This window comes from Paraburkholderia kururiensis, from assembly GCF_034424375.1.
Taxonomy (GTDB): Bacteria; Pseudomonadota; Gammaproteobacteria; order Burkholderiales; family Burkholderiaceae; genus Paraburkholderia; species Paraburkholderia kururiensis_A.
The window spans coordinates 4,870,629-4,894,491 of sequence record NZ_CP139965.1; the positions used below are offsets into that span (position 1 = coordinate 4,870,629).

A 23,863-nucleotide genomic window follows, 5' to 3' on the forward strand; every position below is an offset into this window, starting at 1 on the left:
TCCGGCGTCGCCCGGGCGCTGTTGCATTGCATCAAATTTGACACGAAACGCGTCGGGACTAACCCGAATGCAAAAAAGTATCGGTCCGGGGTCTCATTTCGAGTGGCCCCGCGCGCGCCCGGCGACTACCTTTTCGCATAACACAAAGCCACTGCGCTCGATGCGCTGGACGGTCGACGAGAGACATCAGGAGGAACGCGTGCAACCCGATCTGGAGGTAGTCGACGTACGCCGGGACGAATCGTTCAAGGTGTGGTCGCATGGCTATCCGTACCGCACGGTACGTTGGCACTTTCATCCCGAATTCGAGATCCATCTGATCGTCGCGACCACGGGCAAGATGTTCGTGGGCGACTATATCGGCGGCTTCACGCCGGGCAATCTCGTGCTGATGGGGCCGAACCTGCCGCACAACTGGGTAAGCGACGTGCCCGAAGGCGAGACCATCGCGCAGCGCAATCTCGTCGTGCAGTTCGGCCAGGCGTTCGTCTCGCACTGCGCCGAAAGCTTTCCCGAGTGGCGTCAGCTTCAACCGCTGCTCGACGACTCGCGCCGCGGCGTGCAGTTCGGGCCCGCCACGAGCGCCGCCATCCAGCCGCTCTTCGCCGAGTTGCTCGAAGCGCGCGGGCTGCGCCGTATCGTGCTGTTCCTCTCGATGATGCAGATACTCTTCGACGCCACGGACCGCCAGCTGCTCGCGAGCCCCGCGTACCAGATCGACCCGGCGAGCTTCGCGTCCACGCGCATCAATCACGTGCTCTCGTACATCGGCAAGAACCTCGCCACGGACTTGCGCGAAGGCGAACTCGCGCGCCTGGCGGGTCAGAGCCCGAGCGCGTTCTCGCGCTACTTCCGCCGCCACACGGGGCTGCCGTTCGTGCAGTACGTGAACCGCATGCGCATCAACCTCGCGTGCGAGCTGCTGCTGGACGCCGAACTGAGCGTCACGGACATCTGCTTCAAGACCGGCTTCAACAACCTCTCCAACTTCAACCGGCAATTCCTCGCGGCCAAGGGCATGGCGCCTTCCATGTTCCGCCGCTACCAGCAGATGAACGACGCGAGCCGCGTCGCGTCCGAAGAAGCCGCCGCGCGCGGCACGGGCATCGCCGGAGCGCCCGACATCGTGCCGGCTCCGCAGGCCAGCACGTGCTCGCCAGGCTCGCGAGACTTACCCGGCTCCCTCGGCCTGCGCGCGCCAGGCACCTTGCCGGGCGCCGCTCCACCGGGCTGAACGCCCGCCCGCGCTTCCCTTTCTTCACCGCAGTTGCACCACCTCGCGCTGCCGCCGGCCGCGCGATGGGATGACTCACACTCAAAAACGGAGACGACCATGACGCATCTTTCTTCCACTGCCTCGCCCGCCCGCTCCTCGTTGCGCCGCTCGCATGCCCTGCACGCCGTGCGCGTGCTGCGTCCGCTTGCCGCGTGCGCCGCACTCGTGCTCGGCCTGTTGCCCGGCGCCGTGCCTCTCGCGCATGCCGCCAATGCCGCGCCGCTCAAGATCGGCATGACGTTCCAGGAGCTGAACAACCCGTACTTCGTGACGATGCAAAAGGCGCTCAACGATGCGGCTGCCACCATCGGCGCGCAGGTCGTGGTGACGGACGCGCACCACGACGTGAGCAAGCAGGTGAGCGACGTGGAAGACATGTTGCAGAAGAAGATCGACATCCTGCTCGTGAACCCGACGGATTCCACGGGCATTCAGTCCGCCGTGACGTCGGCGAAGAAGGCGGGCGTTGTGGTGGTGGCCGTGGATGCGAACGCGAACGGCCCTGTCGATTCGTTCGTCGGCTCGCGCAACTTCGACGCGGGCGCCATGTCGTGCGAGTACCTCGCGAAGGCGATTGGCGGCAGCGGCGAAGTGGCGATTCTCGACGGCATTCCCGTGGTGCCCATTCTGGAACGCGTGCGCGGCTGCAAGTCGGCGCTCGCGAAATTCCCGAACGTGAAGGTGGTGGATACGCAGAACGGCAAGCAGGAGCGCGCCACGGCGCTCTCCGTCACGGAGAACATGATCCAGGCGCATCCGAACCTGAAGGGCATCTTCAGCGTGAACGACGGCGGGTCGATGGGCGCGCTCTCGGCCATCGAGTCCTCGGGCAAGGACATCAAGCTCACGAGCGTGGACGGCGCGCCCGAAGCCATCACCGCCATCCAGAAGCCGAACTCGAAGTTCATCGAAACGTCCGCACAGTTTCCGCGTGACCAGATCCGCATTGCCATCGGCATCGCGCTCGCGAAGAAGTGGGGCGCCAATGTGCCGAAGACGATTCCGGTGGACGTGAAGCTCGTCGACAAGGACAACGCGAAGGGCTTCAGCTGGTAAGCGCCGAACGCTTGCGGCGCGCTGCGTGAAGCGGCGCGCCGCAGGCAAAGCGAGAGGTGAAGAGGCAATGGAACCCATATTGCAGCTCGACGGCATCACGAAGCGCTTTCCCGGCGTGATGGCGCTGCAGGACATTCACCTGCGCGTCGCGCCCGGCGAGATTCACGCGCTGCTCGGCGAAAACGGCGCCGGCAAATCGACGCTCATGAAGATTCTGTGCGGCATCTATCAGCCGGATGCGGGCACCATCGTGATCGACGGCGAGGCGCGCCACTTCGCGAACTATCACGACGCCGTGGCGGCGGGCGTGGGCATCGTGTTTCAGGAGTTCAGCCTGATTCCGTACTTGAACCCCGTGGAGAACATCTTTCTCGGGCGCGAGTTGCGCAACCGCTTCGGCGTGATGGAGCGCGCCCGCATGCGGCGCGCAGCGGCGGAGATCTTCGCGCGGCTCGACGTCGACATCGATCTCACGGTGCCCGTGCGCGAGCTTTCGGTGGCGCAGCAGCAGTTCGTGGAAATCGGCAAGGCGCTCTCGCTCGAAGCGCGCATCCTGATTCTCGACGAGCCCACGGCGACGCTCACGCCGGCCGAGGCCGCGCATCTCTTCACGATCATGCGCGAGTTGCGTCAGCAGGGCGTGGCGATGATTTTCATCTCGCATCATCTCGACGAAATCTTCGAGGTGTGCGACCGCATCACCGTGCTGCGCGACGGCCAGTACGTCGGCACGACCGACGTGCACGACACCGACGTGGGCCGGCTCGTGGAGATGATGGTGGGGCGACGCATCGAAAGCAGCTTTCCGCCGAAGCCCGCCACGCCGCCGCATGCGCGCCGCGCGAAGCCGGTGCTCGAAGTCGAGGCGCTGCAGCTGCATCGCGACGGACCGGTCAACCGCTTCACGCTGCACGAAGGCGAGATTCTGGGCTTCGCCGGGCTCGTGGGATCGGGCCGAACCGAAACGGCGCTCGCCGTGATCGGTGCGGAGCCTGCGCACGTGAGGGAAGTGCGCGTACGCGGCGAGGCGGCGCACTTCGCCGACCCGGCCGATGCGCTCGCGGCCGGCATCGGCATCCTGCCCGAAAGCCGCAAGACCGAAGGGCTCATCACGGACTTTTCGATTCGCCACAACATCTCCATCAACAACCTCGGCAAGTACCGCAGCCTGCGCTTCTTCGTGGACCGGCGCGGCGAGACGCGCACCACCACGGACGTGGTGAAGCGCGTCGGCGTGAAGGCGCCTTCCATCGACACGCGCGTGGAAACGCTGTCGGGCGGCAACCAGCAGAAGGTGGTGATCGCGCGCTGGCTCAACCACCACGCCGACATCCTCATCTTCGACGAACCCACACGCGGCATCGACGTGGGCGCGAAGGCCGAGATCTATCAGCTGATGCGCGAACTCACGGCGCGCGGCTATTCGATCGTGATGATTTCGTCGGAGCTGCCCGAGATCGTCGGCATGTGCGACCGCGTCGCCGTGTTCCGCCAAGGCCGCATCGAAGCGACGCTCGAAGGCGACGACATCGATCCGAACATCGTCATGACCTATGCGACCTCTGGCGCATCCGGAGTGCAACATGAATCTGCGTAACGAACCTTCTTCTTCAGCCTCGTCATCCGGCACAGGGGCATCGGCCTTGCCGGTTCGCCACGAAACAGAGCCGCTTTCGTTGCATCGCGTCTGGCACGCGCTGCGTCGCTCCACGCTGTTCTATCCGTTCGTGGGACTCGTCGTGGTCTGCGTCGCGATGATGTTCGCGAGCAGCAGCTTTCTGTCCGCGTCGAACCTCGAGAACGTGCTGCGGCAGGTGTCCATCAACGCGATCATCGCGGTGGGCATGACCTGCGTGATTCTGACGGGCGGCATCGACCTCTCGGTGGGCTCCGTGATGGCGCTCTCCGGCACCTTGGCCGCGGGGCTCATGGTGGCCGGCATGAACGCGGTGGCGGCGCTCGTGGTGGGCATTGCCGTGGGGCTCGGCTTCGGCGTGGCCAACGGCTTCTTCGTCGCCTTCGCGGGCATGCCGCCCATCATCGTGACGCTGGCCACCATGGGCGTGGCGCGCGGTCTCGCGCTCATCTACACGGGCGGCTATCCCATCGACGGTCTGCCGGACTGGGTCGGCTTCTTCGGCAGCGGCAAGGTGTTCGGCATTCAGGCGCCCGTGCTCATCATGCTCGTGGTCTATCTGTTCGCATGGCTGCTGCTCGAACGCATGCCGTTTGGCCGCTACGTCTATGCGATCGGCGGCAACGAACAGGCCACGCGGCTTTCCGGCGTACGTGTGGCGCGCGTGAAGCTGATCGTCTACACGCTTTCGGGGCTCACCTCGGCGTTCGCGGCCATCGTGCTCACGGCGCGCCTCATGAGCGGCCAGCCGAACGCGGGCGTGGGCTTCGAACTCGATGCCATCGCGGCCGTCGTGATGGGCGGCACGTCCATTTCGGGCGGACGCGGATCGATTGTCGGCACGCTGATTGGCGCGCTATTGCTCGGCGTGCTGAACAACGGTCTGAACATGGTGGGCGTGAATCCGTACGTGCAGAACGTCATCAAGGGCGGAATCATCCTGCTCGCCATCTACATCAGCCGCGAACGTCGCAAGTAGGGCGCGGTGCTCTCTCAATCTCTTTCGTTTGAACGTGAACTGGACACAACAGGCAAACCCATGACGACTCAAGATAAAGATCAGCAGATGACGGCCATCGTGTGCCACGCACCGAAGGACTATCGCGTGGAGCAGGTGCGCAGGCCGCGTGCGGGGGCGCACGAACTCGTGATTCGCATTGCGGCGTGCGGCATCTGCGCAAGCGACTGCAAATGCCATTCGGGCGCGAAGATGTTCTGGGGTGGGCCGAGCCCGTGGGTGAAGGCGCCCGTGATTCCGGGGCACGAATTCTTCGGCTACGTGGAGGAAGTGGGCGACGGCGCCGCCGAACACTTCGGCGTGGAGGTGGGCGAGCGCGTGATCGCCGAGCAGATCGTGCCGTGCGGCAAGTGCCGCTATTGCCGCTCGGGCCAGTACTGGATGTGCGAAGTGCACAACATCTTCGGCTTTCAGCGCGAAGTGGCCGACGGCGGCATGGCCGAATACATGCGCATTCCGCCCACGGCCATCGTGCACAAGATTCCCGACGGCATTTCGCTGGAAGACGCCGCGATCATCGAACCGCTTTCGTGCGCCATTCACACCGTCAATCGCGGCGACATCCAGCTGGACGACGTGGTGGTGATCGCGGGCGCCGGGCCGCTCGGTCTCATGATGACGCAGGTGGCGCACCTGAAGACGCCGAAGAAGCTCGTCGTGATCGACCTCGTAGAAGAGCGCCTTGCGCTCGCACGCGAATACGGCGCGGACGTCACGATCAACCCGACGCGCGAAGACGCGCTCGCCATCGTGCGCTCGCTCACGAACGACTACGGCTGCGACGTCTATATCGAAACCACGGGCGTGCCCGCGGGCGTGAACCAGGGCATGGACCTCATCCGCAAGCTGGGCCGCTTCGTGGAGTTCTCCGTGTTCGGCAGCGACGCCACGGTGGACTGGTCCATCATCGGCGACCGAAAGGAACTCGACGTGCGCGGCGCGCACCTGGGGCCCTACTGCTACCCCATCGCCATCGACCTGCTCGCGCGCGGGCTCGTCACCTCGAAGGGGATTGTCACGCACGGCTTTTCGCTGGAAGAATGGGACGAGGCGATCAAGGTGGCGAACTCGCTCGATTCGATCAAGGTGCTCATGAAGCCACGCACATAGCAGAACGACGGAGACAGCATGGAATACGTGATCGGCGTGGACATCGGCACGCAAAGCACCAAGGCGCTGCTCGTGGACCGCAACGGCGCGATCGTGGCGCAGCATGCGTCGGCCTACCAGCCCGATACGCCGAAGCCGCTCTGGGCCGAGCAATGGCCTTCGGTGTGGCTTAAGGCCGTGAGCGAGTGCATTGCACGTTGCGTGGCGACGGCGCGCGAAGCAGGCGTGGCCGCGGCCGACATCAAGGCCGTGTGCGTGAGCAGCCTCTACGGCGGCTCGGGCATTGCCGTGGACAACGAGATGCGTCCGCTGCATCCGTGCCTCATCTGGATGGACCGCCGCGCCACGGCTGAAGTGGAGTGGGTGCGCGAGCACGTGGACCTCGAACGGCTCTACGCGATCACGGGCAACGGCGTGGACAGCTACTACGGTTACACGAAGATCCTGTGGCTGCGCGAGCATCAGCCGGAGGTGTGGGCCAACACGCGCTACTTCCTGCCGCCGAACGCGTACATCATCTATCTGCTCACGGGCGAGATTGCCGTCGATCACAGCTCGGCGGGCAACATCGGCGGGGTCTACGACATCGCGCGGCGCGACTGGTCCGACGAGGCGCTCGACATGCTCGGCATTCCCGCGACGATGATGCCCGAGCGGCTGGTGGAATCGTCCGAGGTGGTGGGCGGGCTGCTTTCGCAGTGGTGCGAGTCTTTGGGACTCGAAGCGGGTACGGCCGTGGTGGCGGGCGGCGTGGATGCGGCCGTTGCAACGTTCGCGGCCGGCGTGACGAAGCCGGGCCAGCACGTGGCGATGATCGGCACCAGCATGTGCTGGGGCTACCTCAACCAGCAGGTGGACGCGCATCACGGGCTCGTGGCCATGCCGCACGTGTTCAACGCGCAGCGCGACCTCTACGTGTTCGGTGGGGCGATCACGGCGGGCGCGTCGGTCACGTGGTATCGCGAGCAGTTCTGCCACGCGGAGATCGAAGCCGCGCGCGCCACGTCGCACGGCGACGCGCATCGTTTGCTCGAAGAGGCCGCGGCGAACGTGCCCGCAGGCGCGGACGGCGTAACGTTTCTGCCGTATCTCATGGGCGAGCGCAGCCCTGTGTGGGACGCGAAGGCGAGCGGCGCGTTCGTGGGGCTCAGCCTCTTTCATACGCGCGCGCATCTGTACCGCGCGGTGCTGGAAGGCGTGTCGTTCGCGTTGCAGCACAACATCGAGGCGGGCCGCAAAGGCGCGCGCTCGCTCGACGACCGGCTCATCGTGGTGGGCGGCGCGGCGCACTCGGACCTCTGGATGCAGATCATCGCGGACGTCACCGGCTATCGCGTCTTCACCATCGAGCAGGACGTGGAAGCCGCGATGGGCGCCGCGCTGCTCGCCGCGGTGGGCGCGGGCGTGACTTCGCACGAGGCCGCGGAGCGCGGCTGGATCACGCTCGTGGAGCGCGCGCAGCCGGACGCCGCGCGCAAGGCGCTCTACGCGCAGCGTTACGCCATCTACAAAGACCTCTACCCGGCGCTCAAGCCGATCATGCACAGACTGCAACCCACATGAACACGCAATTCGATTTCAGCGGACGCTCGATTCTCGTGACGGGCGCATCGAGCGGCATCGGACGCACAACCGTGGAGCGCTTGTGCGCCAGCGGCGCCACAGTGGTCGCGGCGGCGCGCAACGTGGAAGCGCTCGCGCATCTCGCGGAGGAAACGGGCTGCGAGCCGCTCGCGCTCGACGTGAGCGACGAAGCCGCGATTGCCGACGCGTTCGCGTCGCTCGGTCCGTCGCTCAGTCCTTTCGATGGCCTCGTGAACTGCGCGGGCGTGACGGGACTCGCGCCCGCGCTCGATACCACGGCGGAAGGCTTCGACCGCCTGATGGCCGTGAACGCGCGCGGCGCGGCATTGGTGGCACGGCACGTGGCGCGGGGCATGATCGACGCGAAACGCGCGGGCAGCATCGTCAACGTGTCGAGCCAGGCGTCGCTCGCGGCGCTCGACCAGCATCTGGCCTACTGCGCGTCGAAGGCGGCGCTCGATGCGATTACGCGTGTGCTGTGTCTGGAACTCGGGCCACACGGCATTCGCGTGAACAGCGTCAATCCCACGGTGACGCTCACGCCAATGGCGGTCGAGGCCTGGAGCGAGCCCACGAAGCGCGCGGCGGCGCTCGAACGCATTCCGCTCAAGCGTTTCGCCGAGCCGTACGAAGTGGCCGCGCCCGTGATGTTTCTGTTGAGCGATGCTGCTTCGATGATCAGCGGCGTGGCGTTGCCCGTGGACGGCGGGTTTCTCGCGCAGTAAAGCGCGCGCCCGTTATGAGTTGCGCAGTGCCTGTTCGATGGCGAGCACCGCGCGCTCGGTTGCATCGCTTGCGCAGCAGTCGATCACGATGCGCTCGGGCATGGACCGCAGCCACGTGAGCTGCCGTTTGCAGAGTTGCCGCGTGGCGAAGATGCCCTTGTCGCGCATCGTCGCGTAATCGATGGTGCCGTCCAGATATTCCCAGGCCTGGCGGTAGCCCACGCAGCGCATTGAGGGCAGACCCGGATGCAGGTCGCCGCGCGCGCGCAGCGCTTTCACTTCGTCGACGAAGCCCGCGGCCAGCATCGCGTCGAAGCGCGCTTCGATGCGTGCGTGCAGCACGGCACGGTCCGACGGTTCCAACGCGATGGGCACGAAGCGAAACGCGCGCGCAGGGTCGTCTTCGTTCGCTTGCGTAGGCGCCGAGAGCAGCGCGGACATGGGCTGCCCCGTCAGCATGAAGACTTCGAGCGCGCGCTGGATGCGTTGCGAGTCGTTGGGCGCAAGACGCGCGGCGGTGGCGGGGTCGATGGCGGCGAGCCGCGCGTGCAGCGCGGGCCAGCCTTCGCGGGCGGCGTCGGCGTCGAGCGCGGCGCGAATGGCCGGGTCCGCGGCGGGCAGGTCGTTCAGTCCGTGCGTGAGCGCGCGGTAGTACAGCATCGTGCCGCCCACCAGCAGCGGTACGTGACCGCGCGTAACGATGTCTGCGATGACGCGCAGCGCGTCGGCGCGAAAATCCGCGGCGGAGTAGGCCTCGGCGGGGTCGACGATATCGATCAGGTGATGCGCCACCGCGGCGCGCTCTTCGGGCGTGGGCTTCGCGGTGCCGATGTCCATGCCGCGATAGACCAGCGCCGAATCCACGCTGACGATTTCCACCGTGCGCCCGCTCGCCGCGGCGCGCGCCGCGAAGGCGAGTGCCGCCGCGGTCTTGCCGGAGGCGGTGGGGCCGAGCAGGCACGCCACCGGGGTGACGGCTTCAGGGCGTACGTTCATTGACCGCGCATGAAGAGCCGGTCGAGGTCGGCGAGCGTGAGCTGATACCACGTGGGCCGACCGTGGTTGCATTGGTCGGCGCGTTCGGTGGCTTCCATCTGGCGCAGCAGCGCGTTCATCTCGTCGAGCGTGAGGCGCCGGTTCGCGCGCACGGCGTGATGACACGCGAGTGTGCCGAGCAGTTCGTGCTGACGCTCCGTGAGTACGCGCGAGCCGCCGTATGCGTGCAGGTCCGCGAGCACGGCACGCGCGAGCGCCTGCAAGTCGGCGTCCTTGAGCAGCGCAGGCACCGCGCGGATGGCGAGCGTGGTGGGCGAGAGCACGGCGATGTCGAAGCCGAGCGCGTCCAGCGTGGCGCGCTCTTCTTCCACGGTGCCGATTTCGACGGCGTCCGCGTGCATCGAAAGCGGAATGAGCAGCGGCTGCACGGCCACCGCGCGTTCGGCGAGCGCGTGCTTGAACTGCTCGTAGAGAATGCGCTCGTGCGCGGCGTGCATGTCGACGATCACAAGGCCACGCGCATTCTGCGCGAGCACGTAGATGCCGTGGATCTGGCCCAGCGCGAAGCCGAGCGGTTGTTCGTCGGAGGCGGAAAACGTCGCGGCGTGGCCGGCGTAGGCACCGAATGCGCCGGTGTCGTTGTCGGACGGCGCGTCGCGCGCTTCGAGTACGGTGCTGCCCGCTTCCGTGCCGGCGCCTACGTCTTTGCGGCCGAACAGCGCGTCGTAGAGCGCGAGCGGCTGGGCCACCGGCAACGAGCCTTGCGTCATGCGGCTGTCGCGCAGCCATGTGGTGCCGGGCGATTGCCCGCGCGCGGTTGCGCCTGCGCCGAATCCGTTGCCGGGCGTGCCACCGAACGAAGCTGCCGGCGACCCCAACGGCGTAGACCCAAACGAAGCCGGCGCACCGAGCACGCCGAGATCGGCCGCATGTCCGCCCGACGTCGTTTCCGGCGACGCGCCCGCATGCCGCGCGAGCGCGCGCTGCACGGCATGGAACACGAACTGGTGAATGGAGCGCGAATCGCGGAACCGCACTTCGATCTTCGACGGGTGCACGTTCACGTCCACCGCTTCGGGCGGCAGGTCGAGGAACAGCACGTAGGACGGGTAACGGTCGCCGTGCAGCACGTCTTCGTACGCCGAGCGCACGGCGTGCGTGAGCAGCTTGTCGCGCACGAAGCGGCCGTTTACGAAAAAGTACTGCTGGTCCGCGCGGCCGCGGCTCGCGGTGGGCAGGCCCGCGCAACCGTACACGGCGAGCGGCCCGGCCGATTCGTCGAGCGGCAGATGCGCCGTGGCGAACGTCTCGCCGAGAATTTTTGCGACGCGCGCGGGCGGCTCGCTCGCGTTCCAGTGCTCGACGGCGCGGCCGTTATGGAGCACCGAGATCGCCACGTCGGGCCGCGCGAGCGCCGCGCGCCGGATCATTTCGAGGCAGTGGCCCAGCTCCGTCTGCTCGCTCTTCAGGAATTTGCGGCGCGCGGGCGTGTTGAAGTACAGCTCGCGCACTTCGATGGTGGTGCCGCGCGTGCCGGCAGCGGGCGCGAGCGCGCCGGTCTGCGCGTCGATGCGGATGGCGTGCGGCGCGTCGTCCGTGCGGCTCGTGATGTACATCTGCGCCACCGACGCAATGGACGCCAGCGCTTCGCCGCGAAACCCGAGCGTGGCTACCGCTTCGAGTTCGGCGAGCGAGCGGATCTTGCTCGTGGCGTGGCGCATCAGCGCGAGCGGCAGTTCGGCTTCGGGAATGCCGCAGCCGTCGTCGGTGATGGAGATGCGCTTGACGCCGCCTTCGTCGAGCAGGATGCGCAGCGTGGTGGCGCCTGCGTCGAGCGCGTTTTCGACGAGTTCCTTGACCACCGACGCCGGCCGCTCCACCACTTCACCGGCCGCGATCTGGCTGATGAGCTGGTCGGGCAGGGGCTGGATGGCGCGCGGCGGCTGCGCGGGACGGGCGGCTGCGGTGGCGACGCGCGCGCTTTCGCCGTCAGTGGGCGCGGACGCGGTCACGCCGTCGGCGGAGTCGAGATTTTCGGACTGGGACATGCGGGCCATTATATAAGCGCGGGCTTTGGCGGACTTGGGCTGTGCGGGGGCGGCTCGTACGGCACAGCACGACTCGGCACGATTCGGCTCGACGCGGCTCGGCTCGGCTGACTCGGCACGGTGCGGTGCGGTGCGGTGCGGTTGATAGGCTGAGCGGCTGAGCGGCGCTCGGCTCAGTGCGGCTCGACTCGATGCGGCTCGACTTCGCCATCTGGCACAGCTTCCCCACCCACCACAGCCTCCACCGCCGCGCACCGCTGTGCCGGCGCATTTCTGCCCATCACCCAGCAACCTAGCCAAACACGGCACGCAACAGCGGGGACTCCGCCCGCCCGGCGTCTGCCGCGCAGCGAAGCCGCCTTTTTGTCCCCGAGCGCGACTTCGCACATTGGTGGGGTGCCTCGGCCTGGTATCATGGCGCCGTCAGGGCGCCGGCTCGCGACACCCGGCCTCGACATCGAGTCGGGGTCGAAGGGCCGCAGTTCAGGCCCGATCATGCCGCGCGCCGCGCTTCACTCCTCCATCCGCTCAATAAGGGACGCCTTTGGATACGCTGCTGCAGTTCGTCAATCTTGTCTTGCACATCGACAAGTTCCTCGGGGTTTTCATCCAGCAATACGGCGCCTGGGTCTATGCGGTGCTGTTTCTGATCGTCTTCTGCGAGACGGGCCTCGTCGTGCTGCCGTTCCTGCCGGGCGACTCGCTGCTGTTCATCGGCGGGGCCTTTGCTGCCGCGCACGAGATGGATCTGGCGGCGTTGATCGTGCTGCTGCTCGTGGCGGCCGTGACGGGCAACACGGTGAACTATCTGGTGGGGCGCGCCATCGGCCCGAAGGTGTTCAGCACGCACATACCGGTGCTCGAACGCTTCCTGGATCGCGCCGCGCTACAGAAGACCCACGACTTCTACGACCGCCACGGCGGCAAGACCATTGTGCTTGCGCGTTTCATTCCGGTGGTGCGCACGTTTGCGCCGTTCGTGGCGGGCGTGTCGGGCATGTCGATGAAGCGCTTCCAGCTCTTCAACTTCGCGGGCGCGCTGTTCTGGGTGCTGCTGCTCGTGCTGCTCGGCTACTTCTTCGGCAACATTCCGTTCATTCGCCAGTACCTCAACGTGATCGTGCTGGTGGGCGTGGGCGCGGCCGTGGTGCCCGTGGCGCTGGGTGCGCTGTGGAAGCTCATGAGCCGCAATGCGTCGGCTGGCTCGGCGCGCAAGCCGGGCAGCGGACGTTGAGCGAACATTGAGCGGACGCTAGAGGCGCACGTTAAAGAGAGCCCGCCTTGAAAGCGGCGATTGCCTGATTCCCGACCTGTCATGTTCATTTCGCCGCAACGCTCTCCCGCCGACCTCCAACGCCCCGAGCAGTTCTCCGCGCTTGAAGAGCCGCCGCTGCCGCGGCCCCAGGGCGTGCGGCGCGACGTGCTCGCGGGTCTTTCCATCGCCGGGCTGCTGTTGCCCGAAGCGGTGGCCTACGCGGGCATCGCGAACCTGCCGCCGCAGGCGGGGCTGATCGCGCTGCTCGCGGGGCTTGTGGTTTACGCGCTCGTCGGGACGAGCCGCTTTGCGATTGTCTCGGCGACGTCGTCTTCAGCGGCTGTGCTGGCTGCCACGGTGCTCTCCGAGCCCGCGTCCAACGCGCTCGCGCAGCTTTCGCTCGCCGCAGCGCTGGTGGCCACCACGGGCGTGCTGTTCATGCTGGCGGGCGCGGCGCGGCTCGGTGGCATGTCGGACTTCATTGCGCGGCCCGTGCTGCGCGGCTTCACGTTCGGGCTCGCGCTCACCATTCTCATCAAGGAACTGCCGAAGATCGCCGCGGTGCCCGTGAAGCACAGCGACGCGCCGCGCATCCTCGTCGAATTTTTTCAGCAGGCCGCGCACTGGAATCCGTACAGCGTGGCCGTGGGCGCCGTGGCGCTCGCGATTCTGTTCGGCCTTGGGCGCCGCACGCGGCTGCCGGCGTCGGTGGTGGTGATCGTGCTCAGCATCGCCGCGAGCTACGCGTTCGACTGGCATCGCTACGGCATTGCGTCGGTGGGCGAGATCGATCTGCAGAACATTTCGTTCGGCCTGCCCGTGCTCGGGCGTTCGCAGTGGATGCAATCGGCGGAACTCGGCTTCGCGTTGATGCTGATTCTCTATGCCGAGTCGTATGGCTCCATTCGCAACTTCGCGCTCAAGCACGGCGATACGGTGTCGGCCAACCGCGACCTCGTGGCGCTGGGTTGCGCGAACCTGGTGTCGGGGCTGCTGCACGGCATGCCAGTGGGCGCGGGCTATTCGGCGACCTCCGCGAACGAGGCCGCGGGCGCGCAAAGCCGGCTCGCGGGCGTGTGCGCCGCCGTGGTGGTCGGCATCATCGTGCTCGTGCTGCTGCCGGAACTCGCGCGCACGCCGGAGCCGGTGCTGGCCGCCATCGTCATCTTCGCGGTGAGCCATTCGCTGCATCCCTCGGTGTTCAAGCCGTATTGGACCTGGCATCGCGACCGGCTCGTGGTGATTGCGGCGCTGGCCGCGGTGCTCGTGCTCGGCGTGCTGCATGGGCTGCTCGCGGCAATCGGCGTGAGCCTTCTGCTCACGCTGCGCAAACTCTCCGAGCCCAACGTGAGCGTGCTGGGCCGGCTGCGCGGCACGCACGATTTCGTCGACATCTCGGCCCACCCCGACGCTCAGCCCATACCGGGCCTGCTGATCGTGCGTCCCGAGGTGCCGCTCTTCTTCGCCAATACGGAGCGCGTGCTGGGCCAGGTGCGCGCGCTGCTGCGCGACGCCGGACCGGTGCAGACGGTGATGATGAGCCTGGAAGAAACGCCCGACGTCGATGGGTCCGCCATCGAGGCGCTGCGCATCTTCGCGGCGGAGTGCCGTTCGCGCAATCTGCGACTGGTGCTGGTGCGGCTGAAGCCGCGAGCGCTGCGCGCCTTGCAGCGCGCATCCGACGACGTGATGCCGGCCGACACGCTGCACGAACTGAGCGTGGACGAATGCGTGTCGTCGGTGAAGGGCGCGCAGGCATCTGGTGCTTCCACGCAGACGTGAGTTGCGAGCCGGCGACCCTCGCGTGCCGGCCGGCGCCGGCAACGGCCTCTACGCCTGCAATGCCCGTGATCCCCGCAATGCCCGCGATCCCCGCGTGAGACTACCGCGCGCTCGGTAGTGGCATGTCCGCGGGCGCGCCTTCGGCGAGGTGGTCGCACAGCCAGCGCGTGGCGGGACCCGTTGCCGTATCGGTGCGATGGATCAGTGACACGTTGTAATTCACCCCGCGCCGGTCCGCGAGTTCGACGCGCACGAGCCGCCCCGCCTCCAGGTCCGCTTCCACGAGATGGCGCGGCATGGATCCCCAGCCCAATCCCGCCAGCAACAGACGATGCTTTGCGCCCAGGTCGCCGAGTTTCCAGGTGCGCGCGCCGTAGACGCCGAAGTTCTGGCCTTCGGTGAGCCGGCTGCGGTCGGTCAGCACGAGCTGCGTGTGCTCGCGCGCTTCGGAGACCCGAATGGGCTGCTCCGCGCGCGCGAGCGGATGCCCGGGCGCCGCCACGTGCACGAGTTCCACGGACCAGATGGTTTCCGCTTCGATCACGTGCGGCCAGTTCTGGTTGGGACCGCTGATGCCCACGAGGCACTCGCCGTCCAGCACGAGCTTGAGCACGCCGCCGAGCGCCTCCATCGTGAGATTCAGCGCGACGGTGGGGAACTCGCGCGCGAACGCCTGGAGCGTTTCCACGAGCCGCTCGGACGGGAACATCACGTCCACCGCCAGCGACACCTCGCTCTCCAGCCCGCGTTGCAGGCCGGCCGCCTTGGCGCTCAGCTGGCCGGCGAGCAGGTCGAGGCGCCGGGCGTCGGCGAGAATTGCGCGGCCCGCAGCCGTGAGCTGCGGACGCCGCTTGCCGCGCTCGAAGAGCGCTACGCCCAGCTGCGTTTCGAGGCTCGCCATCGCGTAGCTCACGACCGACTGCGCGCGCCCGAGGCGCACGGCCGCGGCGGAGAAGCTGCCGGTCTCGCTGACGGCGATCAGCGTGCGTAGTTGATCGAGGCTGGGGCTGCGGTCTTGCGTTTGGGTAGGGCGGTTCACGCGACGTATCGAAAAATTGGATATGAACGATCTAGTTTAGCCGGTTGTTTGAATAGGAGGCGTTCGGTACAGTCCGCGAACCTGTCTTCATTGCGTGCCCACTGCCTTGTCCACTTCCCGTTCCCGTCCGCTTTCCGAAGGCGCTTCCAACGCCACTTCTAGCCTTGCGCCCGCGAGCCGTTACAGCGCCGTGGCCATGCTGCTGCACTGGAGCGTGGCCGCGCTGATCGTCTGGGGCTTCGCGCTCGGCTGGATCATGACCGACATTCCGGGCATCACGCCCACCAAGCTGCGCTACTTTTCGTGGCACAAGTGGATCGGCGTCACGGTGCTCGTGCTTGCGCTGGTGCGCCTTGTCTGGCGTGCCACGCACCGTCCGCCCGCGCTGCCCGATGCGATGCACGGCTGGGAGAAGCTGGCCGCGCATGCGGGCCACGCCGCGCTCTACGTGCTCATGCTCGCGGTGCCGGTGAGCGGTTATCTGTACAGTTCGGCGGCCGGCATTCAGGTCGTCTACCTGGGCGTGCTGCCGTTGCCCACGCTGATCGGCCCCGACGGCGCGCTCAAGGCGGTGCTGAAGACCGTGCACATCGCGCTGGATTACGCGCTGGCCGCCGTCGTGGTCGGGCATTTGCTCGCCGTGGTCAAGCACGAACTGCTCGACAAGCAGCGCATCGTGGCTCGCATGCTGCCGTTCGGCGGGCGAAGCCGCGCGTCGGGCCGTTGACCGCCCGGCCGCGATTCCAGCGATTCCCGCGCTTCGCCGCTCATCACTCACAACACCGCACTCATCGCACTCACCCGAACATGAACCGACGTCTCGTTTCGCTTTGCGCGCTCGCCGCATCCGCAGCCTTCGTGGCGGGCGCCGCCGCGCTTTCGCTTCCCGCGCTCGCCGCTACCGATGCTTCGAAGAGCAGCGTCAGCGCCGTCTTCAAGCAGATGAACGTGCCCGTGGAAGGCAAGTTCAACCGCATCAACGCAGCGATCCGTTTCGATCCCGCAAACGCCACCGCCGGCAGCGCGAAGATCGACATCGACGTGGCGAGCTTCGACCTCGGCTCGCCCGAATACAACAAGGAAGTGGCGGGCAAGGAATGGTTCGATGCCGCCGCCTGGCCGCACGCCACGTTCGTTTCCACGCAGATCAAGCCGGCGGCCAACGGCGCCTACAGCGTGGCGGGCAAGCTCACCATCAAGGGCAAGACCACCGACGTCGTGGTGCCCGTGCAGTTCCGCAAGGACGGCGCAAACGAAGTGTTCGACGGCACGCTGCCCATCAAGCGTCTTGCCTACGGCATCGGCGACGGCGAATGGAAAGACACCTCCGTCGTGGCCGACGACGTGCAGATCAAGTTTCACATCGTCAGCGCGGGCAAGTGACGCGCTTCAATCCACTGTTTCAACCGTTTTCCGCAACCAGGAAGTGAATACATGAACACCCGCCTTTCGCTCATCGCCGCACTCGTCGCCGCTTTCTCCGCACCCGCGTTCGCGACCACCTACAACCTCGATCCGACCCACACGTATCCGAGCTTCGAAACCGACCACTTCGGCGGCGTTTCGGTGTGGCGCGGCAAGTTCACGAAGTCGAGCGGCACGGTGGTGCTCGACCGCGCGGCGAAGACGGGCACGGTGGACGTGACCATCGACGCGTCGTCCATCGACACCGGCAACGGCGCGCTCGACAAGCACGTGCGCTCGGCCGAAATGCTCGACGTCGAGAAGTACCCGACCGCCGTCTACAAGGGCACGTCGATCCGCTTCGACGGCGACAAGCCCGTGGAAGTGATCGGCACGTTCACGCTGCATGGCGTGACGAAGCCGCTGAACCTGAAGATCGATTCGTTCAAGTGCTTCACGAACCCGATGCTCAAGCGCGAAGTGTGCGGCGCGGACGCCACGGCCCAGTTCGACCGCGCCGACTTCGGCGTGAACTACGGCCAGGCTTATGGCTTCAAGATGGCCACCACGCTGCAGATCCAGGTGGAAGGCGTGAAGGCCGACTAAGGGCTGCCTGAAGGTTACCTGAGGGCCGCCTGAGTGCCGCGTTAGCGGCCATGCTTGCCGGGTGCTTCGCTTCGTAGACGACGCGCCCGGCAACATCGACCAGAAGACGCAGGCAATGAAAAGCCCGTGTGCTCTTTCGAGGCACACGGGCTTTTTTCATTCCCTGCGGACTTTCTCGTCAACCTCGGCTGCCCTTACGGCACCCCCTTACGCCCCACTGACCGCCTGCTGCTGCGCGTCCTGGAGCAGCACCGCGTCGCGCTTGTCGAGCAGATGCTGGCGCAGGATCGTGGCGAGCCGCTTGCCGTCGCGTGCTTCGAGCGCCTTGATCATCTCTTCGTGGTCGTGCACGGCGTGGTCCCACTTCGACGCCGAGAAGTTCGAGCGAAACCGCAGCGCCTGCAAACGCCGGTTGATCGAAAGCCACGTCTGTCTCAGCGCCGAATTGCGCGCGGCCTCGTTGATGCGGTCGTGAATCTGCATGTTGCGGCTGTAGTAGCCGGGCAGGTCGTTCTGCGCGTGGCACGCCAGCATCTCGTAGTGCAGCGCCTTGATCTGCGCGAGTTCCGCGGGCGTGATGCGCTCGCAGGCCAGTTCGCCCGAAAACGCTTCGAGTCCGCTCATCAGTTCGAACATCTCGCGAATCTCGGCCGCCGACATGCGCGACACCGACGCGCCGCGATTCGGCGAAATATCGATCAGCCCTTCCGCGGCCAGCACCTTCAGCGCCTCGCGCAGCGGCGTTCGCGAGATGCCCAGCATTTCGCAAAGCTCGCGTTCGTTGAGCTTCACGCCAGGCGCGAGCCGCCCCTCCACGATGAAGTTGCGCAAGTGCTCCACCACCGTGTCGTGCAGACGCAGCCGCTCGACGCGCGGCAGGGTGGGCGTGAAAGAGGCATCGTCGGTGATATCTGTATTTCGCATGCAATTTCCCGTCATCAAATCGCGTCGGCCGGCGGGCCGGCCAGGCGCAGGCGGTATTTTAACCGTGCGGGCCGGATGATCGGATTCTAGTGCCGGACAAGGCATCTCGCGCTTGCAGCGACGCTAAGGGTTTGTCCTGGCCGCTGTGATGCACATTGCGCCTTCCCATCGACATATTCGTGCTCTAAAGTATTTTGCATGCAAAATTCAAAAAGGACGCGCAATGCTTGAACTGGACTTCCATCCCGCCGGCCGTCATTTCCTGCAGATTCCCGGGCCCAGCCCCGTGCCCGACCGGATTCTGCGCGCGATGAGCTATCCCACCATCGACCATCGCGGCCCCGAATTCGGCGCGCTTGGCCTGCGGGTGCTGTCCGGCATCAAGAAGGTCTTTCAGACCACGCAGCCCGTCGTGATCTATCCGGCTTCGGGCACCGGCGCCTGGGAAGCCGCGCTGTGCAACACGCTGAGTCCCGGCGACACCGTGCTGATGTACGAGACCGGCCACTTCGCCACGCTCTGGAAAAAGATGGCCGAGAGCCTCGGCCTCAAGCCCGAGTTTCTTGGCCTGCCCGGCGTGGAAGGCTGGCGGCGCGGCGTGCAGGCACCCATGATCGAAGCGCGCCTGCGCGAAGACACGCAGCACGCCATCAAGGCCGTGTGCGTGGTGCACAACGAGACCTCGACGGGCGTGACTTCGGACATCGCCGCGGTGCGCCGCGCCATCGACGCCGCGGCCCACCCCGCGCTGCTGATGGTCGACACTATCTCGGGCCTCGCCTCTGCCGACTATCGCCACGACGAATGGGGCGTGGACGTGACCGTGTCCGGTTCGCAGAAGGGCTTGATGCTGCCGCCCGGCATCAGCTTCAATGCGGTATCGCAAAAGGCGCTCGAAGCGAGCCGCCATGCGAAGCTGCCGCGCGCCTTCTGGGGCTGGGCCGAGATCATCGAGATGAACCGCACCGGCTACTGGCCCTACACGCCGAACACGAACCTGCTCTACGGCCTCGCCGAAGCGCTCGACATGATCTTCAACGAGGGGCTCGACAACGTGTTCGCACGTCACCAGCGCCTCGCCGAAGCGTGCCGTCAGGCGGTGCGCGCATGGGGCCTCGAAATTCAATGTGCCGACCCGGCGGTGTACTCGCCGGTGCTCACGGGCGTCGTCATGCCCGAGGGCGTGGACGCAGACGCCGTGCGCAAGCTCATCTACGAACGCTTCGACATGTCGCTGGGCACGGGGCTCGGCAAGGTGAAGGGGCGCATGTTCCGCATCGGCCACCTGGGCGACTGCAACGACCTCACGCTGATGGCCACGCTCGCGGGCTGCGAGATGGGGCTGAAGCTGGCCGGCGTGAAGCTGGCGGGCAGCGGCGTGCAGGCCGCAATGGAATATCTCGGCACGCACGCGCCCGCTCGCCCGTTGCGCGTGGCCGCGTGAGGACGGCGCGATGAACCGTCCCGAGACTATCGACTTCGCGGCCAGCGGCGGCAGCCCCGCCCGCACCGCTGCACGTGCCCAGTGGCTGGCCGATGCGCGTGCCGCGCATGCGCCCATCGTACGCGTGCCCGACGAACTCGCGCCCGCCAGCGCGGAGGACGCCTTCGACACGCAGCACGAGACGCTGCGCCGCTTGAGGTACGGCATCGGCGGCTGGAAGGTGGGCGCGAAGTCGCCGGACGCGCCCGCGCAAGGCGCGCCGTTGCCCGACGCGTTGCTCTACGCGAGCCCCGCGCGTCTGCACTCCGAGGCGCACGCGCCGTTCGCGCTCGAACTCGAAATCGCGTTTCGCCTGGGCCGCACGTTCGAAGCGAGCCGTACGCCCTATGCCGCGCAAGACGTGACGGCCGCCATCGAATCGATGTGCGCGACCATCGAAGTGGTGACCAGCCGCTTCGCCGCATGGCCCGATGTGGACCGCCTGTGGCAGCTTGCCGACCTGCAGAACCACGGCGCGCTCATTGCGGGGGCGCCCGTGCCGTATCGCGACGACTTCCCGTTCACGGCGCCGTCGCTGCGCTTCGCCTATAACGGCGTGAGCGTGTTCGGATCCCAGCCGAAGAACCCCGCGGGCGACCCGCGACGATTGCTCACGTGGGTCGTGAATCACAGCACTGGCCGCGGCATCGCGCTCGAAGCGGGCACGGTCATCACCACCGGCAGCTTCATCGGCATGTGGACCGCGCGCGAGCCGGGCATCGCCGTGGGCGAGATCGAAGGGCTGCCGCCCGTGCAGGTGCAGTTCGACGGAGCCGCCCGATGACATCGGCGTCGCGCGGCGCACCGCTCGTGCAGCCGGTGCGGCTCATGCCGACGCGTCCGGGCGGCACTGCGGGTGGCGCGATGGCGCCCACGCCGCTTGCCGTCCAGCTCGGCAATACGCTGCGCGGCGACGTGCTGTTCGACCGCGCCTCGCGCGGCCGCTATGCCACAGACGCCTCTATCTATCAGATCACGCCCGTTGGCGTGGCGGTGCCGCGCGACGAAGACGATCTGCTGACGGCGTTGCAGATCGCCCGTGAAAACCGCGTGCCGGTACTCGCGCGCGGCGCAGGCACGAGCCAGTGCGGACAGACGGTGGGCGAAGCGCTCGTGATCGATACGTCGAAGTGGCTCAACCGCGTGAAGCATTTCGATGCGCAGGCACTGACGGTGACGGTCGAGCCCGGCATCGTGCTCGATCATCTGAACGCGTGGCTGAAGCCGCACGGGCTCTGGTTTCCCGTGGACGTCTCCACAGGCGCGCAATGCACGCTAGGCGGCATGGCCGGCAACAACTCGTGCGGCTCGCGTTCCATCCAGTACGGCAACATGGTCCATAACGTGGCCGCCCTCGATGCCGTGCTGGCCGACGGCACGCTCGCGCGCTTCGGTCCGCTCGCGCAGATGGAAGCGGCGGGCGAGCGCGTGCGCGCCATCGTGGACGGTCTGCGCAACATCGCTTCGCGCGAGCGCGGCGAGATCGTGGCGCGCGTGCCGAAGGTGCTGCGCCGCGTGGCGGGCTACAACCTCGACGTGTTCGACTGCCAGAACCCGATGCCCTACAGCGCGGACGGCGAGCCGAATCTCGCGCACGTGCTCGTGGGCTCCGAAGGCACGCTCGCGTTCAGCCGCGAACTCACGCTGAAGCTCGCGCCGCTGCCCGCGCACAAGGTGCTCGGTGTGGTGAGCTTTCCTTCGTTCTACCATGCGATGGATCTCACGCAGCACATCGTGCGGCTTGGCCCTTCGGCGGTGGAACTGGTCGATCGCACGATGATCGACCTCTCGCTCGGCAATCCGGCTTTTAGGCCTGTGATCGAAGCGGCGCTCGTGGGGCGTCCGCAAGCGGTGCTGCTGGTCGAATTCGCGGGCAGCGAGCAGGCGCCGTTGCTGCGCCGCCTGGAAGACCTCGTCGCGCTGATGGGCGACCTCGGTTTGCCGGGCTCCGTGGTGCGCATGACCGACACCGGCCAACAAAAGGCGCTCTGGGAAGTCCGCAAGGCCGGGCTCAACATCATGATGAGCATGAAGGGCGACGGCAAACCGGTGTCCTTCATCGAAGACTGCGCGGTGCCGCTCGAACATCTCGCCGAATACACGAGCCGCCTGACCGACGTGTTCCACCGACACGGCACCGAAGGCACGTGGTACGCGCACGCAAGCGTGGGCACCCTGCACGTGCGGCCCATTCTCGATATGCGCCGCGACGGCGCCGTGAAGATGCGCGCCATCGCCGAAGAAGCGGCAGCGCTCGTGCGCGAGTACAAGGGCGCCTATTCGGGCGAGCACGGCGACGGCCTGTGCCGCGGCGAATGGATCTCGTGGCAGTACGGGCCGCAACTTGCGCGCGCGTTCGGCGAAGTCAAAGCGCTGTTCGATCCCGATAACCTGTTCAGCCCCGACCGCATCGTTGCGCCGCCGAAGATGGACGACGCGCGCCACTTCCGCTTCGCGCCGGGCTACGCCGAAAGGCCGTTCGAACCGAAGCTCGACTGGTCCGCGTGGAACGTGACGCGCGACCCGCTTACAGGCGCCGAAGGCACGCCGGGCAGCGGCGGCGACCGCACGCACGGACTCGCGAAAGCCGTGGAGATGTGCAACAACAACGGCCACTGCCGCAAGTTCGACGCGGGCACGATGTGCCCGAGCTATCGCGTGACGCGCGACGAGCAGCACGTCACGCGCGGCCGTGCGAATACGTTGCGGCTCGCGTTGAGCGGCCAGATAGGCGAGGGCGGCCTCGCGAGTGCCGAGGTACGTGAGGCGCTCGACCTCTGCGTGTCCTGCAAGGGCTGCAAGCGCGACTGCCCGACGGGCGTCGATATGGCGAAGGTGAAGATCGAGGCGCGCGCGGCCAGGTATGCGCGGCATCCCATGCGCTGGCGCGATCGGCTCGTCGCGTTCCTGCCGCGCTATGCGGCGCTCGCCGGCGCATTTGCGCCCGTGACGGCGTTCGTCACGCGTTCATCGGCGGCGCGCGCGTTGCTGGCGCGCTTCGGCATTGCGCGCGAACGCAGCCTGCCGCGTTTCACGAAGAGCTTTCTTGCGAGCGTACGAGGCGAGCGCGAACGTCGTGGGCAGGAGACCACTGCCGGCGCAGGCACGACAGCGACGCGCGAAGTCCTGCTCTTCGTCGATACGTTCAACAACCACATGGAGCCCGAGAACGCACGTGCGGCGCGGCGCGTGCTCGAAGCGGCCGGCTATACCGTGCACGTCGATCCGTTCGCAGCACGGGGTGCCGCGGCGCGCAGCGAGCGTGGGTTGTGCTGCGGCCGTACGTTCCTCGCCGCGGGCCTCGTGGACGAAGCGAAGGCCGAAGCGCGCCGCACGCTGGATGCGCTGTTGCCGTTCGTCGAACGCGGCGTGCCCATCGTCGGGCTGGAACCGTCGTGCCTTTTCACACTGCGTGACGAGTTCCTCGCGTATGGTTTCGGCGACGTGGCACAGCGGCTCGCGCAGTCCGCGCTGCTGTTCGAAGAATTTCTCGTGCGCGAGCGCGAGGCCGGCCGCATGCAGTTGCCGCTGAAGGCGCCTCACGGCATGAAGCGCGCGTTGCTGCACGGCCATTGCCACCAGAAGGCGTTCGGGGCGTTTGCGCCTTCGCGCACGGTGCTCGGCTGGATTCCCGGCATCGACGTGGCCGTGATCGAATCGTCGTGCTGCGGCATGGCGGGCAGCTTCGGTTACGAGGCCGAGCATTACGAGGTGTCGATGGCGATGGCCGAACTCTCGCTGCTGCCCGCCGTTCGCGCCGCGGAACCGGGCACGGTGATCGTGGCGGACGGCACGAGCTGCCGCCATCAGATTGCCGACGGCGCGGGAGCGAAAGCCCGCCACGTGGCCCACATCCTCGAGGAGGCATTGATGTAGCAAAGCGAGCGGTACCCCAAACCATACTTGACCACACCTGACCAC

Annotated in this window: 19 protein-coding genes; 15 read left to right on the forward strand and 4 right to left on the reverse strand. The window is 66.9% G+C overall.

The genetic code is table 11. From position 1 onward, the window contains the following. The first annotated feature begins 199 nt into the window (after nucleotides 1-199). The 7 genes from U0042_RS21900 (at nucleotide 200) to U0042_RS21930 (ending at nucleotide 8,405) form a co-directional block, all read left to right on the forward strand. Nucleotides 200-1,234: an AraC family transcriptional regulator gene (locus U0042_RS21900; RefSeq protein ID WP_232833222.1), complete on the forward strand. Its 1,035-nt coding sequence runs from the start codon at nucleotides 200-202 to the stop codon at nucleotides 1,232-1,234. Between the two features lie 99 nt (nucleotides 1,235-1,333). Then, nucleotides 1,334-2,332 (forward strand): ABC transporter substrate-binding protein, encoded by a 999-nt coding sequence (locus U0042_RS21905; protein ID WP_198665216.1) that lies wholly within the window; start codon nucleotides 1,334-1,336, stop codon nucleotides 2,330-2,332. Between the two features lie 67 nt (nucleotides 2,333-2,399). Beyond that, nucleotides 2,400-3,929: a sugar ABC transporter ATP-binding protein gene (locus tag U0042_RS21910; RefSeq protein ID WP_114809160.1), complete on the forward strand. Its 1,530-nt coding sequence runs from the start codon at nucleotides 2,400-2,402 to the stop codon at nucleotides 3,927-3,929. Next, nucleotides 3,916-4,947 (forward strand): ABC transporter permease, encoded by a 1,032-nt coding sequence (locus U0042_RS21915; protein WP_114809159.1) that lies wholly within the window; start codon nucleotides 3,916-3,918, stop codon nucleotides 4,945-4,947. The genes U0042_RS21910 and U0042_RS21915 overlap by 14 nt, the downstream gene beginning before the upstream one ends. A 60-nt stretch (nucleotides 4,948-5,007) precedes the next feature. After that, nucleotides 5,008-6,096, forward strand: a complete 1,089-nt coding sequence (locus U0042_RS21920; protein WP_114809158.1) for an alcohol dehydrogenase catalytic domain-containing protein — start codon at nucleotides 5,008-5,010, stop codon at nucleotides 6,094-6,096. 18 nt (nucleotides 6,097-6,114) lie between these two features. Beyond that, nucleotides 6,115-7,659: an FGGY-family carbohydrate kinase gene (locus U0042_RS21925; protein ID WP_114809157.1), complete on the forward strand. Its 1,545-nt coding sequence runs from the start codon at nucleotides 6,115-6,117 to the stop codon at nucleotides 7,657-7,659. Beyond that, nucleotides 7,656-8,405: an SDR family oxidoreductase gene (locus tag U0042_RS21930; protein WP_114809156.1), complete on the forward strand. Its 750-nt coding sequence runs from the start codon at nucleotides 7,656-7,658 to the stop codon at nucleotides 8,403-8,405. The genes U0042_RS21925 and U0042_RS21930 overlap by 4 nt, the downstream gene beginning before the upstream one ends. 12 nt (nucleotides 8,406-8,417) lie before the next feature. On the opposite strand, the gene miaA is transcribed toward U0042_RS21930, so the two are convergent. Both miaA and mutL read right to left on the reverse strand, forming a co-directional pair. Further along, complete coding sequence (miaA, locus tag U0042_RS21935; protein ID WP_114809155.1) at nucleotides 8,418-9,401, reverse strand: tRNA (adenosine(37)-N6)-dimethylallyltransferase MiaA; 984 nt, start codon at nucleotides 9,399-9,401, stop codon at nucleotides 8,418-8,420. Next, entirely contained in the window at nucleotides 9,398-11,458 is a 2,061-nt protein-coding gene (gene mutL, locus U0042_RS21940) for a DNA mismatch repair endonuclease MutL (protein ID WP_114809154.1), read from the reverse strand. Before mutL ends, miaA begins: the two co-directional genes overlap by 4 nt. Nucleotides 11,459-11,993: 535 nt before the next feature. Between mutL and U0042_RS21945 the strand changes: the two genes are divergently transcribed. Together U0042_RS21945 and U0042_RS21950 are read left to right on the forward strand one after the other, a co-directional pair. Then, nucleotides 11,994-12,683 (forward strand): VTT domain-containing protein, encoded by a 690-nt coding sequence (locus tag U0042_RS21945; protein WP_114809153.1) that lies wholly within the window; start codon nucleotides 11,994-11,996, stop codon nucleotides 12,681-12,683. Between the two features lie 81 nt (nucleotides 12,684-12,764). After that, nucleotides 12,765-14,486: a SulP family inorganic anion transporter gene (locus tag U0042_RS21950; RefSeq protein ID WP_114809152.1), complete on the forward strand. Its 1,722-nt coding sequence runs from the start codon at nucleotides 12,765-12,767 to the stop codon at nucleotides 14,484-14,486. Between the two features lie 100 nt (nucleotides 14,487-14,586). Here U0042_RS21950 and U0042_RS21955 read toward each other — a convergent pair whose 3' ends face one another. Continuing rightward, entirely contained in the window at nucleotides 14,587-15,525 is a 939-nt protein-coding gene (locus tag U0042_RS21955) for a LysR family transcriptional regulator (RefSeq protein ID WP_114809151.1), read from the reverse strand. A gap of 106 nt (nucleotides 15,526-15,631) precedes the next feature. On the opposite strand from U0042_RS21955, the gene U0042_RS21960 reads away from it, so the two are divergent. From U0042_RS21960 to U0042_RS21970, 3 genes are all read left to right on the forward strand, one after another. Then, nucleotides 15,632-16,252: a cytochrome b gene (locus tag U0042_RS21960; protein ID WP_114809150.1), complete on the forward strand. Its 621-nt coding sequence runs from the start codon at nucleotides 15,632-15,634 to the stop codon at nucleotides 16,250-16,252. A gap of 80 nt (nucleotides 16,253-16,332) precedes the next feature. Then, the gene (locus U0042_RS21965; protein ID WP_114809149.1) at nucleotides 16,333-16,908 is read left to right on the forward strand and encodes a YceI family protein; all 576 of its coding nucleotides are present in this window, start codon (nucleotides 16,333-16,335) and stop codon (nucleotides 16,906-16,908) included. A 51-nt stretch (nucleotides 16,909-16,959) separates the two neighbouring features. Beyond that, a complete protein-coding gene (locus U0042_RS21970; RefSeq protein WP_114809148.1) occupies nucleotides 16,960-17,535 on the forward strand; it encodes a YceI family protein in 576 nt (191 codons plus the stop codon). A 207-nt stretch (nucleotides 17,536-17,742) separates the two neighbouring features. Here the strand turns inward: U0042_RS21970 and U0042_RS21975 are convergent, their stop codons facing one another. Beyond that, a complete protein-coding gene (locus U0042_RS21975; RefSeq protein WP_114809147.1) occupies nucleotides 17,743-18,459 on the reverse strand; it encodes a GntR family transcriptional regulator in 717 nt (238 codons plus the stop codon). A gap of 223 nt (nucleotides 18,460-18,682) precedes the next feature. Here U0042_RS21975 and U0042_RS21980 point away from each other — a divergent pair, with 223 nt between their 5' ends. Genes U0042_RS21980 through U0042_RS21990 form a run of 3 tightly spaced genes read left to right on the forward strand, consistent with a single transcriptional unit; the run spans nucleotide 18,683 to nucleotide 23,818 of the window. Next, nucleotides 18,683-19,903: a pyridoxal-phosphate-dependent aminotransferase family protein gene (locus U0042_RS21980; RefSeq protein WP_114809146.1), complete on the forward strand. Its 1,221-nt coding sequence runs from the start codon at nucleotides 18,683-18,685 to the stop codon at nucleotides 19,901-19,903. A 10-nt stretch (nucleotides 19,904-19,913) separates the two neighbouring features. Further along, entirely contained in the window at nucleotides 19,914-20,726 is an 813-nt protein-coding gene (locus tag U0042_RS21985; protein ID WP_114809145.1) for a fumarylacetoacetate hydrolase family protein, read from the forward strand. Continuing rightward, nucleotides 20,723-23,818: an FAD-binding and (Fe-S)-binding domain-containing protein gene (locus tag U0042_RS21990; protein WP_114809144.1), complete on the forward strand. Its 3,096-nt coding sequence runs from the start codon at nucleotides 20,723-20,725 to the stop codon at nucleotides 23,816-23,818. The genes U0042_RS21985 and U0042_RS21990 overlap by 4 nt, the downstream gene beginning before the upstream one ends. Nucleotides 23,819-23,863 lie beyond the last annotated feature (45 nt).

What these genes read in the sequence shown, in the direction of transcription:
- U0042_RS21905 (WP_198665216.1), top strand. Translation starts at nt 1,334, where the DNA reads ATGACGCATCTTTCTTCCACTGCCTCGCCCGCCCGCTCCTCGTTGCGC.
- U0042_RS21910 (WP_114809160.1), top strand. Translation starts at nt 2,400, where the DNA reads ATGGAACCCATATTGCAGCTCGACGGCATCACGAAGCGCTTTCCCGGC.
- U0042_RS21915 (WP_114809159.1), top strand. Translation starts at nt 3,916, where the DNA reads ATGAATCTGCGTAACGAACCTTCTTCTTCAGCCTCGTCATCCGGCACA.
- U0042_RS21920 (WP_114809158.1), top strand. Translation starts at nt 5,008, where the DNA reads ATGACGACTCAAGATAAAGATCAGCAGATGACGGCCATCGTGTGCCAC.
- U0042_RS21925 (WP_114809157.1), top strand. Translation starts at nt 6,115, where the DNA reads ATGGAATACGTGATCGGCGTGGACATCGGCACGCAAAGCACCAAGGCG.
- U0042_RS21930 (WP_114809156.1), top strand. Translation starts at nt 7,656, where the DNA reads ATGAACACGCAATTCGATTTCAGCGGACGCTCGATTCTCGTGACGGGC.
- miaA (WP_114809155.1), bottom strand. Translation starts at nt 9,401, where the DNA reads ATGAACGTACGCCCTGAAGCCGTCACCCCGGTGGCGTGCCTGCTCGGC.
- mutL (WP_114809154.1), bottom strand. Translation starts at nt 11,458, where the DNA reads ATGGCCCGCATGTCCCAGTCCGAAAATCTCGACTCCGCCGACGGCGTG.
- U0042_RS21950 (WP_114809152.1), top strand. Translation starts at nt 12,765, where the DNA reads ATGTTCATTTCGCCGCAACGCTCTCCCGCCGACCTCCAACGCCCCGAG.
- U0042_RS21965 (WP_114809149.1), top strand. Translation starts at nt 16,333, where the DNA reads ATGAACCGACGTCTCGTTTCGCTTTGCGCGCTCGCCGCATCCGCAGCC.
- U0042_RS21970 (WP_114809148.1), top strand. Translation starts at nt 16,960, where the DNA reads ATGAACACCCGCCTTTCGCTCATCGCCGCACTCGTCGCCGCTTTCTCC.
- U0042_RS21975 (WP_114809147.1), bottom strand. Translation starts at nt 18,459, where the DNA reads ATGCGAAATACAGATATCACCGACGATGCCTCTTTCACGCCCACCCTG.
- U0042_RS21980 (WP_114809146.1), top strand. Translation starts at nt 18,683, where the DNA reads ATGCTTGAACTGGACTTCCATCCCGCCGGCCGTCATTTCCTGCAGATT.
- U0042_RS21985 (WP_114809145.1), top strand. Translation starts at nt 19,914, where the DNA reads ATGAACCGTCCCGAGACTATCGACTTCGCGGCCAGCGGCGGCAGCCCC.
- U0042_RS21990 (WP_114809144.1), top strand. Translation starts at nt 20,723, where the DNA reads ATGACATCGGCGTCGCGCGGCGCACCGCTCGTGCAGCCGGTGCGGCTC.